Here is a 17637-nt window from a genome sequence, read left to right on the forward strand (position 1 = left end):
AAATGAGTGTGATTGCGCAGGCAGGGGCGAAAGGTCGTCAACTGCATAAATTTGGTGGCAGTAGTCTGGCTGATGTGAAGTGTTATTTGCGTGTCGCGGGCATTATGGCGGAGTACTCTCAGCCCGACGATATGATGGTGGTTTCCGCCGCCGGTAGCACCACTAACCAGTTGATTAACTGGTTGAAACTAAGCCAGACCGATCGTCTCTCTGCGCATCAGGTTCAACAAACGCTACGTCGTTATCAATGCGATCTGATTAGCGGCCTGTTACCTGCCGAAGAAGCCGATAGCCTCATTAGCGCCTTTGTCAGCGATCTTGAACGCCTGGCGGCGCTGCTCGACAGCGGTATTAACGACGCGGTGTATGCGGAAGTGGTGGGCCACGGCGAAGTGTGGTCGGCGCGCCTGATGTCTGCGGTGCTTAACCAACAAGGACTGCCTGCGGCCTGGCTTGATGCCCGCGAGTTTTTACGTGCTGAACGCGCTGCGCAACCGCAGGTTGATGAAGGCCTTTCGTACCCGCTGCTGCAACAACTGCTGGTGCAGCATCCGGGCAAACGTCTGGTAGTGACCGGATTTATCAGCCGCAACAACGCCGGTGAAACGGTGCTGCTGGGGCGTAACGGTTCCGACTATTCCGCCACCCAAATCGGTGCGCTGGCAGGCGTTTCCCGCGTAACTATCTGGAGCGACGTCGCCGGGGTATATAGCGCCGACCCGCGTAAAGTGAAAGATGCCTGCCTGCTGCCATTGCTGCGTCTGGATGAAGCCAGCGAACTGGCGCGTCTGGCGGCACCTGTCCTCCACGCCCGTACTTTACAGCCTGTATCCGGTAGTGAAATCGACCTGCAACTGCGCTGTAGCTACACGCCGGATCAAGGCTCTACACGCATTGAACGCGTGCTGGCTTCCGGTACAGGAGCGCGTATTGTCACCAGTCACGATGATGTCTGTTTGATTGAGTTTCAGGTGCCAGCCAGCCAGGACTTCAAACTGGCGCATAAAGAAATCGACCAGATCCTGAAACGCGCGCAGGTGCGTCCACTGGCGGTTGGCGTGCATAACGATCGCCAGTTGCTGCAATTTTGCTACACCTCGGAAGTGGCGGACAGTGCCCTGAAAATTCTCGACGAAGCGGGATTACCTGGCGAGCTGCGCTTGCGTCAGGGGCTGGCGCTGGTGGCGATGGTCGGGGCGGGCGTCACCCGTAACCCGCTGCATTGCCACCGCTTCTGGCAGCAACTGAAAGGCCAGCCGGTCGAGTTTACCTGGCAGTCCGATGACGGTATCAGCCTGGTGGCAGTACTGCGTACCGGCCCGACCGAAAGCCTGATCCAGGGGCTGCATCAGTCCGTCTTCCGCGCGGAAAAACGCATTGGCCTGGTCCTGTTCGGCAAGGGCAATATCGGTTCCCGCTGGCTGGAACTGTTCGCTCGTGAGCAGAGTACGCTCTCGGCGCGTACCGGATTTGAATTTGTGTTGGCAGGCGTGGTGGACAGCCGCCGCAGCCTGTTGAGTTATGACGGGCTGGACGCCAGCCGCGCGTTAGCGTTCTTCAACGATGAAGCGGTCGAGCAGGATGAAGAGTCGCTGTTCCTGTGGATGCGTGCTCATCCGTATGATGATCTAGTGGTGCTGGACGTTACCGCCAGCCAGCAGCTTGCCGATCAATATCTCGATTTCGCCAGCCACGGTTTCCACGTTATCAGCGCCAACAAACTGGCGGGAGCGAGCGACAGCAATAAATATCGCCAGATCCACGACGCGTTCGAAAAAACCGGGCGTCACTGGCTGTATAACGCCACCGTCGGCGCAGGCTTGCCGATCAACCATACCGTGCGCGATCTGATCGACAGCGGCGATACCATTTTATCGATCAGCGGGATCTTCTCCGGCACGCTCTCCTGGCTGTTCCTGCAATTTGACGGTAGCGTGCCGTTTACCGAGCTGGTGGATCAGGCGTGGCAGCAAGGGTTAACTGAACCTGACCCGCGTGATGACCTTTCCGGCAAAGACGTGATGCGCAAACTGGTGATTCTGGCGCGTGAAGCGGGTTACAACATCGAACCGGATCAAGTGCGCGTGGAATCGCTGGTGCCTGCCCATTGCGAAGGCGGCAGCATCGACCATTTCTTTGAAAATGGCGATGAGCTGAACGAGCAGATGGTACAACGGCTGGAAGCTGCCCGCGAAATGGGGCTGGTGCTGCGCTACGTGGCGCGTTTCGATGCCAACGGCAAAGCGCGTGTGGGCGTGGAAGCGGTGCGTGAAGATCATCCGCTGGCATCACTGCTACCGTGCGATAACGTCTTTGCCATCGAAAGCCGCTGGTATCGCGATAACCCGCTGGTGATCCGTGGGCCAGGCGCAGGGCGCGATGTCACCGCTGGGGCGATTCAGTCGGATATTAATCGGCTGGCGCAGTTGTTGTAATTTCAGGAGCCCAATAAGGCATAATGCACATGCTTATTGGGCTTAACATAATTTACCTAATTATCCTTGCGTTGTAAGCTGGATAAGGCGTTCACGCTGCATCCGGCAAGAAACAATAAATCCGTCTGCCAGGTTTCTTGTAATTCCCATCCTGAATCTTTTTCATCTTCCCTGATTTTTCCTCACCATCATTGGTCATTTTTCGGTTGACGCCTTTCGGCTTTTCCTTCATCTTTACATCTGGACGTCTAAATGGATAGATGTTCACAACACAACATATAACGATAAGCGATTGATGAGGTAAGGTATGAGCTTTTTTCACGCCAGCCAGCGGGATGCCCTGAATCAGAGCCTGGCAGAAGTCCAGGGGCAGATTAACGTTTCGTTCGAGTTTTTCCCGCCGCGTACCAGTGAAATGGAGCAGACCCTGTGGAACTCCATTGATCGCCTTAGCAGCCTGAAACCGAAGTTTGTATCGGTGACCTATGGCGCGAACTCTGGCGAGCGCGACCGTACACACAGCATTATTAAAGGCATTAAAGATCGCACCGGTCTCGAAGCTGCGCCGCATCTCACCTGCATTGATGCGACTCCCGATGAGCTGCGCACCATCGCTCATGACTACTGGAATAACGGCATTCGCCATATTGTGGCGCTGCGTGGCGACCTGCCGCCGGGAAGCGGTAAGCCGGAAATGTATGCCTCTGACCTTGTAACGCTGTTAAAAGAAGTGGCGGATTTCGATATCTCCGTGGCGGCGTATCCGGAAGTTCACCCGGAAGCGAAAAGTGCCCAGGCAGATTTGCTTAACCTGAGACGTAAAGTCGATGCCGGTGCCAACCGTGCGATTACTCAGTTCTTCTTCGATGTCGAAAGCTACCTGCGTTTTCGCGATCGCTGCGTCTCGGCGGGTATCGATGTGGAAATTATTCCGGGCATTTTGCCGGTCTCTAACTTTAAACAGGCGAAGAAATTTGCCGACATGACTAACGTGCGTATTCCGGCGTGGATGGCGCAAATGTTTGACGGTCTGGATGACGATGCCGAAACCCGCAAGCTGGTGGGTGCGAATATCGCCATGGACATGGTGAAGATTTTAAGCCGGGAAGGGGTTAAAGATTTCCACTTCTATACGCTTAACCGCGCTGAAATGAGTTACGCGATTTGTCATACGCTGGGTGTTCGACCTGGTTTATAAATACTGTGGCTTTTGTGAAAATCACACAGTGATCACAAATTTTAAACAGAGCACAAAATGCTGCCTCTAAATGAGGGTGGGAAAATAAGGTAGTCAGCCTTGTTTTCTCCCTCCTTCCTTGAAGGATGTGAAGCTAAAACCCTTTTTTATAAAGTATTTGTCCTAAATCGGACATAATCAAAAAGGCTTAATTACGATCAATTTGATCTACATCTCTTTAACCAACAATATGTAAGATCTCAACTATCGCATCCGTGGATTAATTCAATTATAACTTCTCTCTAACGCTGTGTATCGTAACGGTAACACTGTAGAGGGGAGCACATTGATGAGCACGTCAGACGATATCCATAACACGACAGCCACAGGCAAATGCCCGTTCCATCAGGGCGGTCATGACCAGAGCGCAGGTGGGGGCACAACCACTCGCGACTGGTGGCCAAATCAACTCCGTGTTGACCTGTTAAACCAACATTCTAATCGTTCTAACCCACTGGGTGAGGACTTTGACTACCGCAAAGAATTCAGCAAATTAGATTACTACGGCCTGAAAAAAGATCTGAAAGCCCTGCTGACAGAATCTCAGCCGTGGTGGCCTGCCGACTGGGGCAGCTATGCGGGCTTATTTATTCGTATGGCCTGGCACGGCGCGGGGACTTACCGTTCCATCGACGGACGCGGCGGCGCAGGTCGTGGTCAGCAACGTTTTGCACCGCTGAACTCCTGGCCGGATAACGTTAGCCTCGATAAAGCGCGTCGCCTGTTGTGGCCAATCAAACAGAAATATGGTCAGAAAATCTCCTGGGCAGACCTGTTTATCCTCGCGGGTAACGTGGCGCTGGAAAATTCCGGCTTCCGTACCTTCGGTTTTGGTGCCGGTCGTGAAGACGTCTGGGAACCGGATCTCGACGTTAACTGGGGTGATGAAAAAGCCTGGCTGACCCACCGTCATCCGGAAGCACTGGCGAAAGCACCGCTGGGCGCAACCGAGATGGGGCTGATTTACGTTAACCCGGAAGGCCCGGATCACAGCGGCGAACCGCTTTCTGCGGCGGCAGCTATCCGCGCGACCTTTGGCAACATGGGGATGAACGACGAAGAAACCGTGGCGCTGATCGCGGGTGGACACACGCTGGGTAAAACCCACGGTGCTGGTCCGACATCAAATGTAGGTCCTGATCCAGAAGCTGCACCGATTGAAGAACAAGGTTTAGGTTGGGCGAGCACTTACGGCAGCGGCGTTGGCGCAGATGCCATTACCTCTGGTCTGGAAGTAGTCTGGACCCAGACGCCGACCCAGTGGAGCAACTATTTCTTCGAGAACCTGTTCAAGTATGAGTGGGTACAGACCCGCAGCCCGGCTGGCGCAATCCAGTTCGAAGCTGTAGACGCACCGGAAATTATCCCGGATCCGTTTGATCCGTCGAAGAAACGTAAACCGACGATGCTGGTGACCGACCTGACGCTGCGTTTTGATCCTGAGTTCGAGAAGATCTCTCGTCGTTTCCTCAACGATCCGCAGGCGTTCAACGAAGCCTTTGCCCGTGCCTGGTTCAAACTGACGCACAGGGATATGGGGCCGAAATCACGCTACATCGGACCGGAAGTACCGAAAGAAGATCTGATCTGGCAAGATCCGCTGCCGCAGCCGATCTACAACCCGACCGAGCAGGACATTATCGATCTGAAATTCGCGATTGCGGATTCTGGTCTGTCTGTCAGCGAGCTGGTATCGGTGGCCTGGGCGTCTGCTTCTACCTTCCGTGGTGGCGACAAACGTGGTGGTGCCAATGGTGCACGTCTGGCATTAATGCCGCAGCGCGACTGGGATGTGAACGCAGCAGCCGTTCGTGCTCTGCCAGTTCTGGAGAAAATTCAGAAAGAGTCTGGCAAAGCTTCGCTGGCGGATATCATCGTGCTGGCTGGTGTGGTTGGCGTAGAGAAAGCCGCAAGCGCCGCAGGTTTGAGCATTCATGTACCGTTTGCGCCGGGTCGCGTTGATGCGCGTCAGGATCAGACTGACATTGAGATGTTTGAGCTGCTGGAGCCAATTGCTGACGGTTTCCGTAACTATCGCGCTCGTCTGGACGTTTCCACCACCGAGTCACTGCTGATCGACAAAGCACAGCAACTGACGCTGACCGCGCCGGAAATGACTGCGCTGGTGGGCGGAATGCGCGTACTGGGTGCCAACTTCGATGGCAGCAAAAACGGCGTCTTCACTGACCGCGTGGGCGTATTGAGCAATGACTTCTTTGTGAACTTGCTGGATATGCGTTACGAGTGGAAAGCGACCGACGAATCGAAAGAACTTTTCGAAGGCCGTGACCGTGAAACCGGCGAAGTGAAATACACTGCCAGCCGTGCGGATCTGGTATTTGGTTCTAACTCTGTCCTGCGCGCGGTTGCAGAAGTTTACGCCAGCAGCGATGCCCACGAGAAGTTTGTTAAAGACTTCGTGGCGGCATGGGTGAAAGTCATGAACCTCGACCGTTTCGACCTGCTGTAATCTGACCTCCTTCAGCGACTGCCTTTCAGGCAGTCGCTGAAGTTTCTTTACCGGCGTATAGTGTCGCTAACAAAACTACTACACGCTGGATCTCTCATGCCTACTACGGGAAAGAGCAACCCACTGGCAATCAGTGGCCTGGTTGTGCTCACACTTATCTGGAGTTATAGCTGGATTTTCATGAAGCAAGTTACCAGCTACATCGGTGCCTTCGACTTTACCGCCTTACGCTGCATTTTCGGCGCTCTCGTTCTGTTCATCGTCCTTTTATTACGTGGTCGTGGGATGCGCCCGACGCCGTTTAAATACACTTTAGCCATTGCCCTGTTACAAACCTGCGGGATGGTAGGGCTGGCGCAATGGGCACTGGTCAGCGGCGGTGCGGGAAAAGTGGCTATCCTGAGTTATACCATGCCGTTCTGGGTGGTGATTCTCGCGGCGTTGTTTCTCGGTGAACGACTGCGACGCGGGCAATATTTCGCGATTCTGATTGCTGCTGTTGGTTTATTGCTGGTGTTGCAGCCGTGGCAACTCGATTTCTCGTCGATGAAAAGCGCCATCCTGGCAATCCTCTCCGGCGTCAGTTGGGGGGCGAGCGCGATTGTTGCTAAACGCCTTTATGCCCGCCATCCGCGCGTGGATTTATTGTCATTAACATCCTGGCAGATGCTTTATGCGGCGCTGGTGATGAGTGTGGTCGCTTTACTGGTGCCGCAACGTGAAATTGACTGGCAACCCACCGTGTTCTGGGCGCTGGTATACAGTGCGATTCTGGCGACGGCGCTGGCCTGGAGCTTATGGTTGTTCGTGCTGAAAAACTTACCCGCCAGTATCGCCAGCTTAAGCACACTGGCGGTTCCCGTTTGCGGCGTACTCTTTTCCTGGTGGTTGCTCGGTGAGAATCCCGGCGCGGTTGAAGGTAGCGGTATTGTGCTGATTGTGCTGGCACTGGCGCTGGTGAGCCGTAAGAAAAAAGAAGCCGTCAGCGTAAATAGGGTCTGAATTTTTTCTTCACGTGGGGCGATCGCTTATTGAACAAAATAACGATAGTGCCCCACCATCCGCCAGCTAAACAGCACGTCTTCTTCCTGCGCACCTGCGCCGATGTTATGAATCACCAGCGGCGTACCGTCGCGGGCAAAACCATCTGAAACCACACCGATATGTGCCAGCCCGTTATCTAATCGCCAGGAGACAATATCGCCCGCTTGATAGTCACTGGCGTTTTTGCTGGTGGGGCGTGTTTTATCATGGCGGGTAAACCAGGTTTCCAGGTTCGGCACCCGACGGTGATCGATGTTGCTGTCAGGGCGTTTTAACTGCCACTTTTGTGGATAATCGGCAAAATTCTTCGCCATATCTTCGTGCACCAGCTTCTGCAAATCGACCTTCTGGCTGCGCAGGGCGCGGATCACTACATCGGAGCATACGCCGCGCTCCTGCGGGACATCGCCGCCAGGATAGGTAAGCTGCACATATGCCGGATCGTAAAACAGCGTACTGCCAATTTGCTGTCGGGCGCCATCCGCGATGGCAAGGTTGGTGTTGGCCTGAATTTGTACCACGGTTGGTGGAACAGCGGGAGATTTTAAGGAGTGGCTGGTAAAGGCTGTCAGAAGGCTGACCAGCGCCAGTGAAGCTTTCATCTGTTTCGTCCGTGAAAATAAGAGTCACAGATTCGACCTTCCGGGCTGACGATTGTTCTGTGGAGAAAGTGTCCAGAAGCGGATAAAAAACTCCCGAACAACGTGGGAGTTTCAGATTACTGGCACAGAGTGCCGGATGCGGCGTGAACGCCTTACCCGGCCTACAAAAGCACGCAAATTCAATATATTGCAGGGATTGCGTAGGCCTGATAAGCGTAGCGCATCAGGCAATTTTGCGTTCAAACTCCCGGACAAGCCGGGAGTTTGGCATAGGTTATTCCCACTCTTGCAGGAAACGCTGACCGTACTGGTCGGCTACCAGCAGTGCGGCGTAAACCTGATCTGGCGTTGCGCCGCCTGGCATGTTGTGAATAGTTTCACCTTCTGCACAAGATGCTTCTGCGACAATCCGCATTTTCGCCGGAATATCTTCTTTAATATCCAGTTGCGCCAGGGTAATTGGCAGACCAACGGCATGACACAGCGCCGCGACGGTTTCGATTTCCTCAACCGGCGCGTTTTCCAGCACCAGCTGTGTCAGCGTACCAAACGCCACTTTTTCGCCGTGATAATAGTGATGCGCGTCCGGGATAGCGGTCAGGCCGTTATGCACAGCGTGTGCCGCAGCCAGACCACCGCTTTCAAAGCCCACGCCGCTCAAATAGGTGTTCGCTTCAATCACGCGCTCCAGCGCCGGAGTTACCACATGCTGTTCGGCGGCGAGCATCGCTTTTTCGCCTTCTTCCAGCAGGGTGTTGTAGCACAGTTCAGCCAGCGCCAGCGCCGCCTGGGTGCACTTGCCGCCCGCCATGGTGGTCGCGCCACTGCGAGAGCAGGCACGTGCTTCAAACCAGGTTGCCAGCGCATCACCGATACCCGCCGCTAACAGGCGTGCAGGTGCGCCAGCAACGATTTTGGTGTCGACAATGACGCGTTCCGGGTTGTTCGGCAGCAGCAGATAGCGGTCAAACTCACCATCATCAGTGTAGATAACAGACAGTGCGCTACACGGTGCGTCGGTAGAGGCTATGGTCGGCGCGATTGCTACCGGAACACCCATGAAATGTGCCAGTGCTTTGGCGGTATCGAGAGTTTTTCCGCCACCGATACCGAGAATTGCGCCACACTGCGCAGTCTCCGCGATGCCACGCAGACGGTCGATCTCATTTTGCGAACATTCACCGCCAAACGGCGCAATTTCTACTACCAGTCCAGCATCTTTAAAGCTTTTCTCGACAGTGGATTGAGCAAAACCTAAAACAAATTTGTCACCCACCACTAACCAGCGTTCTGCCAGCGGCTTCAGGTATTCGCCCAGACGATTAATGACATCTGCGCCCTGGATGTATTTACCCGGTGATTGAATAATGCGGTCCATAATTGCTCCTTTAGAGATGAGTAGTGCCAAATGCGGCATTCCAGTCGTGTTCGAACTTCTCTATAGCTGACTCTACCGCAGGCGTGTTGAGCATTTGTTGCGCTACATCTAAGGGCAGGGTGATGGATTCACATCCTGCCAGCAAACAATCCAGCGCCTGACGCGGTGTTTTAAAGCTGGCAGCCAGCACCATGCTTTCTGGCGCGTGCATTTCCAGCAATGCTTGCAACTCCTGAACCGTGCGAATACCGTCACCGCCCTGGGCGTCTACGCGGTTAACATACGGAGCAACGTATTTGGCGCCTGCCAGCGCGGCTAATAACCCTTGTGCGGCGCTATATACAGCGGTGCCAAGCGTAGTAATACCTTCTTTTTTCAGTATTTTAATTGCTGCCAGACCTTCGGCGGTCACCGGGATTTTCACCACAATGCCCGGAATGGCGTCGCGCAGACGCTTCGCTTCTTCCACCATACCCTGCGCGTCACGGCTCATGGTCTGAGCAAACAGAATGCCCTCATCACCAATCGCTTTTTGCAGACGCGGCAGCACTTCCCAGATGGACTCCTTGCTGGCAGCGATAATGCTCGGGTTAGTTGTCACCCCGGCAATCGGGAATATGCGTGCCAGACGTTCAACTTCTGCGACGTTAGCGGTGTCCAGATACAGTTCCATGATGTTTCCTTTTAAAGTTCCAGTTCATGTTGCAGCAGGCTGGCGATAGCGTCGGCAGAGGCGGCGTTAACCAGCGCGTTACGGAATTCTTCGTGCATGATGCGGCGAGCGAGGCGCGAGAAAATGCGCATGTGCTGATCGCCCGCAGCGTGTTTGTTCAGGGTTAACATAATGATGAATTGCGCTTCATCATCGCCCCAGCGTACCGGTGCTGCCAGACGCGCCACGCTGATGGTGGACTGCTCAATATGTTCCGATTTGCTGTGCGGAATAGCGAAACTGAAGCCCAGACCGGTAGAGAAAACGGCCTCGCGCGCCCACAAGTCGGCTTCCAGTTTACGCGGATAGCGGCAGCGGCCCGCCAGCAGCAGGTTATCGGTCATGCCTTTCAGCACTTCTTCTTTGCTGCGCCAGTCGCTTTCCAGCGTGATGCACTCAGCGGTGACCAGTGGTGCGTCCTGTTGTGTCATGCGGAATTGTGCCAGCAGGTGTTCCACTTCCAGCGAAGTACGGCAGGCCATCGCCTGGTTGAGTAACTGGCGGCATTCGCGGCTATCAAGTTGCGCCATGCGCGCTTTTGCTGCCGGAATTGACGGCGCGCTCATGCTGAGTTCATCCAGCCCTAAACCGACCAGCAGCGGCAGCACGGAACCTTTCGCCCCCAGTTCACCGCACAGACCAATCCATTTGCCCTGGCGATGCACCGCCTGCACGGCGTAATCGAGCGCCCGCAAGAATGCCGGATTCAGGCTGTTGTAGTGACGGGTGACTTTGGCGTTATCGCGATCGACTGCCAGCAGATATTGCGTCAGGTCATTACTACCAATACTAAAGAAATCAATCTCTTCGCAGCACTGATCGATGATGAACATCACCGACGGTACTTCCAGCATGATGCCGAGCTGGATCTTCTCATCAAACGGAATGTGTTCGTTACGCAGTTGCTGTTTAGCTTCTGCCAGTTTTTCTTTCACCCATAAGATCTCTTCCATTGAGGAGATCATCGGGATCATGATTTTCAGGCTGCCGTGAGCAGAGGCGCGCAGGATCGACCGTAGCTGCGTGGTAAACAGCGAGGCGTACTCTTCATAAATACGCACGGCGCGATAACCGAGGAACGGGTTAGCTTCTGCGGGAATGTTCAGATAATCAACGGGTTTGTCGCCGCCAATGTCCATGGTACGCACAATAATGCTGCGTCCGTTGGCGGACTCCAGCGCCTGACAAAAAATGTTGTACAGCTCGCTTTCGCCCGGTGCGCTGGTGCGGTCCATATAGAGCATTTCAGTGCGGAACAGGCCAACACCTTCCGCGCCATTGCCAAATGCGGCCTGCGCTTCCACGGAGTGGGCGATGTTAGCGGCAATTTCAATGCGGATACCGTCAGCGGTGCGGGCTTGCTGGGTCAGCCAGACACGTTGCTGCTCACGCAGGGCGTCCTGTACGCGGGCTTCTTGTTGATAATAACGCGCTACCGCGTCTGTCGGTTCGACCACAATCGCCCCGGCGTTGCCGTCGATATAAATCGTTTGATGCTGCCACGGAGTAAGCGTGTCGATGTCCACGCCAACCAGCGTCGGAATGTTGAACGAACGGGCAAGAATTACCGTATGTGACGTGGTGCCGCCGCTTTTGAGTAACAAACCTTTGAGGTGATTTTTATCCAGTTCGAGGAACTGGCTGGGGGTCAGTTCATCCGCCATACAAATGGCGGGCTGCGTCAGCTTGCCCGGTGCCGGGAAGCGTTGTTCACCGTAAATTTGCTGGAGTAACTGGAAGCAGACGTCGCGCACATCCAGGGCTCGCTCTTGCAGGTAGCTGCTGCTGGAACGCGCGAACTCTTCGCAAAAGTGATTCGCACTGGCAACAATCGCTTCGGCGCAGCTTAATCCCTCGCTGACGCCCGCCAGTAGGTGTTGACGCAGCGAAGTGTCACCTGCCAGTGAGCGGTGTGCCTCCAGAATCGCGCTGGTGGCGCCGTCGCTATCAAGCAGACGAAACTCAATGTTTTTCATCACCAGCGTCAGGCCGTTTTCCAGCGCGGATTGCTCGGCGTCAACGTCTTTGGCTGCGGGAAGATTACCCAGCGCGTTGAGATCTAAAGAAGAGATCGGCGTCAGAATGCCACCTGCGCTACCGCTGCATACGGTGCGGGCGCGGATAATTCGCGGATTCAGGTTGGTCAGTGAAACCGGCAGCGGCTCCAGTTCGTCAGATTTAACTTCCGCCAGTGGCGCGTCACAGTGGGGAAATTCATCGCGCAGCCATTGGCTTAAACGCTGGTGCGCTTCCTGTTCGTCTGCTCCGGAAATCAGTAACTGGCAGTTATCGCCCACCAGCGTATCGGTGCCAATTAGCGCCAGGGCGCTTTTGGCGTTGCCTTTGCGATCGGTGCGCAGGTTATGCCACTCAATTTGTGATGAAAAAGTATTACACAGCGTTTCAACGTGGCTTGCCGGACGTGCATGTACGCCGTTAGGTAGCTCACAAATAAATTCTACAATCAGGGCCATTGCCTTTCTCCCGGTACGGTTTTCTGTTTACAGGATAAGAGCGCATGGCAACGGCCTGCCATGTGACAAATCTGCCAAAAGCTGGACAAATGTAATGTAACCGCTAATTTGCGACGCGTCTCACAAGACGCGCCACTCCGGCATGATTCCGAGTTAACGCAAGTTATGAGGCGGATCGCATTTTTGTACAGACATTACAAAAATCCAGTAAATGGCCTTTTTATCCACTGTTTGCCCTGCCTGCGATTGCCTATTGTTTCTGCCATCAAAAATATGGACATGGGCTTTACTAAGCCCGGGAGCGACTTATGAATGAGTTGGTGCAGATCCTGAAAAATACCCGTCAGCACTTAATGACGGGCGTTTCACACATGATTCCCTTCGTGGTATCGGGCGGTATTTTGCTGGCGGTTTCCGTCATGTTGTATGGCAAAGGCGCAGTGCCGGATGCCGTAGCCGATCCGAATCTGAAAAAACTGTTTGATATCGGCGTCGCGGGTTTGACGCTGATGGTGCCTTTCCTCGCGGCGTACATCGGTTACTCCATTGCTGAACGCTCTGCGCTGGCTCCGTGTGCTATCGGTGCCTGGGTCGGCAACAGTTTTGGCGCGGGCTTCTTTGGTGCGCTGATCGCCGGGATTATCGGCGGCATCGTGGTGCATTACCTGAAGAAAATTCCGGTGCATAAAGTTCTGCGTTCCGTCATGCCAATCTTCATCATCCCGATCGTCGGCACACTGATTACCGCTGGCGTCATGATGTGGGGGCTGGGCGAGCCAGTGGGTGCATTGACCAATAGTCTGACCCAGTGGCTTCAGGGGATGCAGCAGGGCAGCATTGTTATGCTGGCGGTGATCATGGGACTGATGCTGGCGTTCGATATGGGCGGTCCGGTTAACAAAGTGGCCTATGCGTTCATGCTGATTTGCGTTGCTCAGGGGGTTTATACCGTGGTGGCCATTGCCGCTGTGGGTATTTGTATCCCGCCGCTGGGTATGGGGCTGGCGACGCTGATTGGTCGTAAAAATTTCTCCGCTGAAGAGCGCGAAACCGGCAAAGCGGCGCTGGTGATGGGGTGCGTTGGCGTCACCGAAGGGGCGATTCCTTTCGCTGCTGCCGATCCGTTACGCGTGATCCCTTCCATCATGGTCGGTTCAGTTTGTGGCACGGTGACCGCAGCAATGGTCGGCGCGCAGTGCTATGCAGGTTGGGGTGGTCTGATTGTGCTGCCGGTGGTTGAAGGTAAGTTGGGTTATATCGCGGCAGTGGCTGTCGGGGCGGTTGTGACGGCAGTCTGCGTGAACGTACTGAAAAGTCTGGCGCGTAAAAATGGGTCTTCGACTGATGAGAAGGAAGACGACCTGGATCTGGATTTTGAAATTAATTAATTGAGGAACGAGCCATGACGAAAATTATTGCAGTAACCGCATGTCCTTCAGGTGTTGCCCATACCTATATGGCTGCAGAGGCGCTGGAAAGTGCCGCGAAAGCGAAAGGCTGGGAAGTGAAAGTAGAAACCCAGGGCTCGATCGGTCTGGAAAATGAACTGACTGCTGAAGACGTGGCGAGCGCCGATATGGTGATTCTGACCAAAGATATCGGCATCAAGTTTGAAGAGCGTTTTGCTGGCAAGACCATCGTGCGCGTCAACATCAGCGATGCAGTAAAACGCGCTGATGCCATCATGAGCAAAATTGAAGCTCACCTGGCGCAAACCGCTTAAGTTCTTATCCCGCCCGCAAGGGCGGGTTCGCTTTCCTACAGGAGTTCCTCATGACGAATCGTATCTCTCGCCTTAAAACTGCACTGTTTGCCAATACCCGTGAAATCTCGCTGGAGCGTGCGCTGCTTTATACCGCCAGCCATAAGCAAACCGAAGGCGAACCGGTGATTATTCGTCGGGCAAAAGCCACAGCGTATATCCTGGAACACGTTGAAATTTCGATTCGTGATGAAGAACTGATTGCCGGTAACCGCACCGTAAAACCTCGCGCCGGGATTATGTCGCCGGAAATGGACCCTTACTGGCTGCTGAAAGAGCTGGATCAATTCCCGACGCGACCGCAGGATCGCTTCGCCATTAGCGAAGAAGATAAACGTATCTACCGCGAAGAGTTGTTCCCGTACTGGGAAAAACGTTCGATGAAAGATTTCATCAACGGGCAGATGACGGATGAAGTAAAAGTCGCAACCAGCACGCAGATTTTCAGCATCAACCAGACGGATAAAGGCCAGGGGCACATCATTATTGATTACCCGCGCCTGCTGAATCACGGGCTGGGTGAACTGGTGGCGCAGATGCAGCAACATTGCCAGCAACAGCCGGATAATCACTTTTATCAGGCCGCGCTGTTACTGCTGGAAGCTTCACAAAAACACATTTTGCGTTATGCCGAACTGGCGGAAACGATGGCGGCAAACTGCACCGATGCCCAGCGTCGTGAAGAACTGCTGACTATTGCAGAGATCTCCCGCCATAACGCGCAACATAAGCCGCAGACGTTCTGGCAGGCGTGCCAGTTGTTCTGGTACATGAACATCATTCTGCAATACGAATCCAACGCCAGTTCGCTGTCGTTAGGGCGCTTTGACCAGTATATGTTGCCGTTCTATCAGGCATCATTAACCCAGGGCGAAGATCCGGCGTTCCTGAAAGAATTGCTCGAATCTTTATGGGTGAAGTGCAACGACATCGTGCTGTTACGCTCCACCAGCAGCGCGCGCTATTTTGCGGGATTCCCGACCGGCTATACCGCACTGCTCGGCGGTTTAACGGAAAACGGACGTAGCGCGGTGAACGTGCTTTCGTTCCTCTGCCTCGACGCCTATCAAAGCGTGCAATTACCGCAACCGAACCTGGGGGTGCGCACTAACGCCTTGATCGACACGCCGTTCCTGATGAAAACCGCAGAAACCATCCGCCTCGGCACTGGTATTCCACAAATCTTCAATGATGAAGTGGTGGTGCCAGCGTTCCTCAACCGAGGCGTTTCGCTGGAAGATGCGCGCGACTATTCCGTAGTGGGCTGCGTAGAGTTGTCTATTCCTGGCAGAACCTACGGCTTGCATGACATCGCAATGTTTAACCTGCTGAAAGTGATGGAAATCTGCCTGCATGAAAATGAAGGCAATGCCGCGCTGACTTATGAAGGTTTGCTGGAGCAGATCCGCGCCAAGATCAGCCACTACATCACTCTGATGGTTGAAGGCAGCAATATTTGCGATATCGGTCACCGTGACTGGGCGCCTGTACCGCTGCTCTCGTCGTTTATCAGCGATTGTCTGGAAAAAGGTCGCGATATTACCGATGGCGGCGCGCGTTATAACTTCTCCGGCGTACAGGGGATCGGTATCGCCAACCTGAGCGATTCTCTCCATGCGTTGAAAGGGATGGTTTTTGAGCAACAGCGTTTAAGTTTTGACGAATTGCTGTCGGTATTAAAAGCCAACTTCGCAACGCCCGAAGGCGAAAAAATCCGCGCTCGCTTAATTAACCGCTTTGAGAAATACGGCAACGATATTGACGAGGTGGATAACATCAGCGCCGAACTGCTGCGCCACTACTGCAAAGAAGTGGAAAAATACCAGAACCCGCGCGGTGGCTACTTCACGCCGGGGTCGTATACCGTTTCTGCTCATGTCCCGTTGGGATCGGTGGTTGGCGCGACGCCAGACGGTCGTTTTGCCGGAGAGCAACTGGCAGACGGTGGCTTGTCGCCAATGCTGGGCCAGGACGCACAAGGGCCAACGGCGGTACTGAAGTCAGTCAGTAAGCTCGATAACACGCTGCTTTCTAACGGTACATTGCTGAACGTGAAATTCACTCCAGCGACCCTGGAAGGTGAAGCGGGATTACGCAAACTGGCCGACTTCTTACGGGCATTTACCCAGCTTAAGTTGCAGCATATTCAGTTTAACGTGGTGAATGCCGACACGTTGCGGGAAGCGCAACAACGCCCACAGGACTATGCCGGGCTGGTGGTGCGCGTTGCCGGATACAGCGCCTTCTTTGTCGAACTGTCGAAGGAGATCCAGGATGACATCATCCGCCGGACAGCGCATCAGCTGTAACGTTGTGGAAACGCGCCGCGATGACGTGGCGCGCATTTTCAACATTCAGCGTTATTCGCTGAATGACGGTGAAGGCATTCGCACGGTGGTCTTTTTTAAAGGCTGCCCGCATCTTTGCCCGTGGTGTGCTAATCCGGAGTCGATCTCCGGCAAAATCCAGACGGTACGCAGAGAGGCGAAATGTCTGCACTGCGCGAAATGTTTACGTGATGCGGATGAATGTCCGTCCGGGGCATTTGAACGGATTGGTCGCGATATCAGCCTTGACGCTCTGGAATGGGAAGTGATGAAAGATGACATTTTCTTTCGCACGTCTGGCGGTGGTGTCACGCTTTCTGGTGGCGAAGTGTTAATGCAGGCGGAATTTGCGACCCGTTTTTTACAGCGACTGCGGCTGTGGGGCGTCTCATGCGCTATCGAAACTGCCGGAGATGCGCCAGCCAGCAAGCTGCTACCGCTGGCGAAATTGTGCGATGAAGTGTTGTTCGATTTAAAAATTATGGAGGCGACTCAGGCGCGGGATGTGGTGAAGATGAATCTGCCACGTGTGCTGGAGAACCTGCGTTTGCTGGTAAGCGAAGGTGTCAACGTGATCCCGCGTTTACCGCTGATCCCAGGTTTCACGCTCAGCCGGGAGAATATGCAGCAGGCGCTGGACGTGCTGATCCCGCTGAATATCAGGCAAATCCACCTGTTGCCGTTTCATCAGTACGGTGAACCGAAATACCGCCTGCTGGGGAAAACATGGTCGATGAAAGAGGTTTCTGCGCCCTCGTCAGCCGATGTGGCAACGATGCGCGAAATGGCAGAACGAGCCGGATTTGAGGTTACCGTGGGGGGGTAAAATGGCATACCTGGTGGCAGTAACCGCCTGCGTCAGCGGCGTGGCGCATACTTATATGGCGGCAGAACGGCTGGAAAAATTATGCCAGCAAGAGAAGTGGGGCGTCAGCATTGAAACCCAGGGGGCGCTGGGAACGGAGAATCGTTTAGCGGACGAGGATATCCGTCGGGCAGATGTCGCGCTGTTGATTACGGATATCGAGCTTGCCGGTGCCGAGCGATTTGAGCATTGTCGCTATGTTCAGTGCGGTATCTACGCGTTCCTGCGAGAGCCGCAGCGGGTAATGAGCGCGGTACGAAAAGTGCTCTCTGCGCCGCAGCAAACCCATCTTATTCTGGAGTAGTCGGTTTTTCTGTCAGTTGACTGTGAT

Annotated in this window: 14 protein-coding genes; 9 read left to right on the plus strand and 5 right to left on the minus strand. The window is 54.3% G+C overall.

The window, feature by feature from the left end; translation table 11 throughout:
* Positions 1-2: 2 nt before the first annotated feature.
* Positions 3-2435, plus strand: a complete 2433-nt coding sequence (metL, locus tag BEG40_RS18305) for a bifunctional aspartate kinase/homoserine dehydrogenase II (protein ID WP_000110772.1) — start codon at positions 3-5, stop codon at positions 2433-2435.
* Between the two features lie 91 nt (positions 2436-2526).
* Here the strand turns inward: metL and BEG40_RS21870 are convergent, their stop codons facing one another.
* Positions 2527-2667 carry a hypothetical protein gene (locus tag BEG40_RS21870; protein ID WP_000660583.1) on the minus strand — a complete coding sequence of 47 codons (141 nt, stop codon included), beginning with the start codon at positions 2665-2667 and terminating at the stop codon, positions 2527-2529.
* 75 nt (positions 2668-2742) lie between these two features.
* Between BEG40_RS21870 and metF the strand changes: the two genes are divergently transcribed.
* The 3 genes from metF to yijE all read left to right on the plus strand — a co-directional run bounded on the left by metF (position 2743) and on the right by yijE (position 7144).
* Positions 2743-3633, plus strand: coding sequence for a methylenetetrahydrofolate reductase (gene metF / locus BEG40_RS18310; protein ID WP_105285892.1), 891 nt, complete (start codon positions 2743-2745; stop codon positions 3631-3633).
* Between the two features lie 328 nt (positions 3634-3961).
* Positions 3962-6142: a catalase/peroxidase HPI gene (gene katG, locus BEG40_RS18315; protein ID WP_001296626.1), complete on the plus strand. Its 2181-nt coding sequence runs from the start codon at positions 3962-3964 to the stop codon at positions 6140-6142.
* Between the two features lie 96 nt (positions 6143-6238).
* Entirely contained in the window at positions 6239-7144 is a 906-nt protein-coding gene (gene yijE / locus BEG40_RS18320; RefSeq protein WP_001143321.1) for a cystine transporter YijE, read from the plus strand.
* 26 nt (positions 7145-7170) lie between these two features.
* Here the strand turns inward: yijE and BEG40_RS18325 are convergent, their stop codons facing one another.
* The 4 genes from BEG40_RS18325 to ptsP form a co-directional block, all read right to left on the minus strand.
* Positions 7171-7788 (minus strand): DUF1287 domain-containing protein, encoded by a 618-nt coding sequence (locus BEG40_RS18325; RefSeq protein WP_000647903.1) that lies wholly within the window; start codon positions 7786-7788, stop codon positions 7171-7173.
* A gap of 274 nt (positions 7789-8062) precedes the next feature.
* Positions 8063-9166, minus strand: a complete 1104-nt coding sequence (gldA, locus tag BEG40_RS18330; protein WP_000373988.1) for a bifunctional L-1,2-propanediol dehydrogenase/glycerol dehydrogenase — start codon at positions 9164-9166, stop codon at positions 8063-8065.
* A gap of 10 nt (positions 9167-9176) precedes the next feature.
* Positions 9177-9839 (minus strand): fructose-6-phosphate aldolase, encoded by a 663-nt coding sequence (gene fsa / locus BEG40_RS18335; protein ID WP_000424833.1) that lies wholly within the window; start codon positions 9837-9839, stop codon positions 9177-9179.
* A gap of 11 nt (positions 9840-9850) precedes the next feature.
* Positions 9851-12352, minus strand: a complete 2502-nt coding sequence (ptsP, locus tag BEG40_RS18340) for a phosphoenolpyruvate--protein phosphotransferase (protein ID WP_001185143.1) — start codon at positions 12350-12352, stop codon at positions 9851-9853.
* Between the two features lie 308 nt (positions 12353-12660).
* Here ptsP and BEG40_RS18345 point away from each other — a divergent pair, with 308 nt between their 5' ends.
* From BEG40_RS18345 to BEG40_RS18365, 5 genes are read left to right on the plus strand one after another with little or no spacing between them, the layout of a single operon-like run.
* Complete coding sequence (locus BEG40_RS18345; protein ID WP_001004466.1) at positions 12661-13740, plus strand: PTS fructose transporter subunit EIIC; 1080 nt, start codon at positions 12661-12663, stop codon at positions 13738-13740.
* Positions 13741-13754: 14 nt separating this feature from the next.
* Complete coding sequence (locus tag BEG40_RS18350; protein ID WP_000161265.1) at positions 13755-14075, plus strand: PTS fructose-like transporter subunit IIB; 321 nt, start codon at positions 13755-13757, stop codon at positions 14073-14075.
* 50 nt (positions 14076-14125) lie between these two features.
* On the plus strand, positions 14126-16423 hold the full coding sequence (locus BEG40_RS18355; protein WP_105285893.1) for a formate C-acetyltransferase: 2298 nt from the start codon (positions 14126-14128) through the stop codon (positions 16421-16423).
* Positions 16389-17267, plus strand: coding sequence for a [formate-C-acetyltransferase]-activating enzyme (locus BEG40_RS18360; RefSeq protein WP_105285894.1), 879 nt, complete (start codon positions 16389-16391; stop codon positions 17265-17267). The genes BEG40_RS18355 and BEG40_RS18360 overlap by 35 nt, the downstream gene beginning before the upstream one ends.
* A 1-nt stretch (position 17268) precedes the next feature.
* The gene (locus BEG40_RS18365) at positions 17269-17610 is read left to right on the plus strand and encodes a PTS fructose-like transporter subunit IIB (RefSeq protein ID WP_000323855.1); all 342 of its coding nucleotides are present in this window, start codon (positions 17269-17271) and stop codon (positions 17608-17610) included.
* Positions 17611-17637 lie beyond the last annotated feature (27 nt).

The organism is Escherichia sp. MOD1-EC5495 (genome assembly GCF_002965965.1).
Lineage (GTDB): Bacteria > Pseudomonadota > Gammaproteobacteria > Enterobacterales > Enterobacteriaceae > Escherichia > Escherichia ruysiae.

Excerpts from the sequence above, each read along its gene's own strand:
- ptsP (WP_001185143.1), bottom strand. The coding sequence starts at position 12,352 with ATGGCCCTGATTGTAGAATTTATTTGTGAGCTACCTAACGGCGTACAT.
- katG (WP_001296626.1), top strand. The coding sequence starts at position 3,962 with ATGAGCACGTCAGACGATATCCATAACACGACAGCCACAGGCAAATGC.
- metL (WP_000110772.1), top strand. The coding sequence starts at position 3 with ATGAGTGTGATTGCGCAGGCAGGGGCGAAAGGTCGTCAACTGCATAAA.
- BEG40_RS18350 (WP_000161265.1), top strand. The coding sequence starts at position 13,755 with ATGACGAAAATTATTGCAGTAACCGCATGTCCTTCAGGTGTTGCCCAT.
- BEG40_RS18360 (WP_105285894.1), top strand. The coding sequence starts at position 16,389 with ATGACATCATCCGCCGGACAGCGCATCAGCTGTAACGTTGTGGAAACG.
- BEG40_RS18325 (WP_000647903.1), bottom strand. The coding sequence starts at position 7,788 with ATGAAAGCTTCACTGGCGCTGGTCAGCCTTCTGACAGCCTTTACCAGC.
- BEG40_RS18365 (WP_000323855.1), top strand. The coding sequence starts at position 17,269 with ATGGCATACCTGGTGGCAGTAACCGCCTGCGTCAGCGGCGTGGCGCAT.
- yijE (WP_001143321.1), top strand. The coding sequence starts at position 6,239 with ATGCCTACTACGGGAAAGAGCAACCCACTGGCAATCAGTGGCCTGGTT.
- fsa (WP_000424833.1), bottom strand. The coding sequence starts at position 9,839 with ATGGAACTGTATCTGGACACCGCTAACGTCGCAGAAGTTGAACGTCTG.
- gldA (WP_000373988.1), bottom strand. The coding sequence starts at position 9,166 with ATGGACCGCATTATTCAATCACCGGGTAAATACATCCAGGGCGCAGAT.
- BEG40_RS18355 (WP_105285893.1), top strand. The coding sequence starts at position 14,126 with ATGACGAATCGTATCTCTCGCCTTAAAACTGCACTGTTTGCCAATACC.
- BEG40_RS21870 (WP_000660583.1), bottom strand. The coding sequence starts at position 2,667 with ATGAAGGAAAAGCCGAAAGGCGTCAACCGAAAAATGACCAATGATGGT.
- metF (WP_105285892.1), top strand. The coding sequence starts at position 2,743 with ATGAGCTTTTTTCACGCCAGCCAGCGGGATGCCCTGAATCAGAGCCTG.
- BEG40_RS18345 (WP_001004466.1), top strand. The coding sequence starts at position 12,661 with ATGAATGAGTTGGTGCAGATCCTGAAAAATACCCGTCAGCACTTAATG.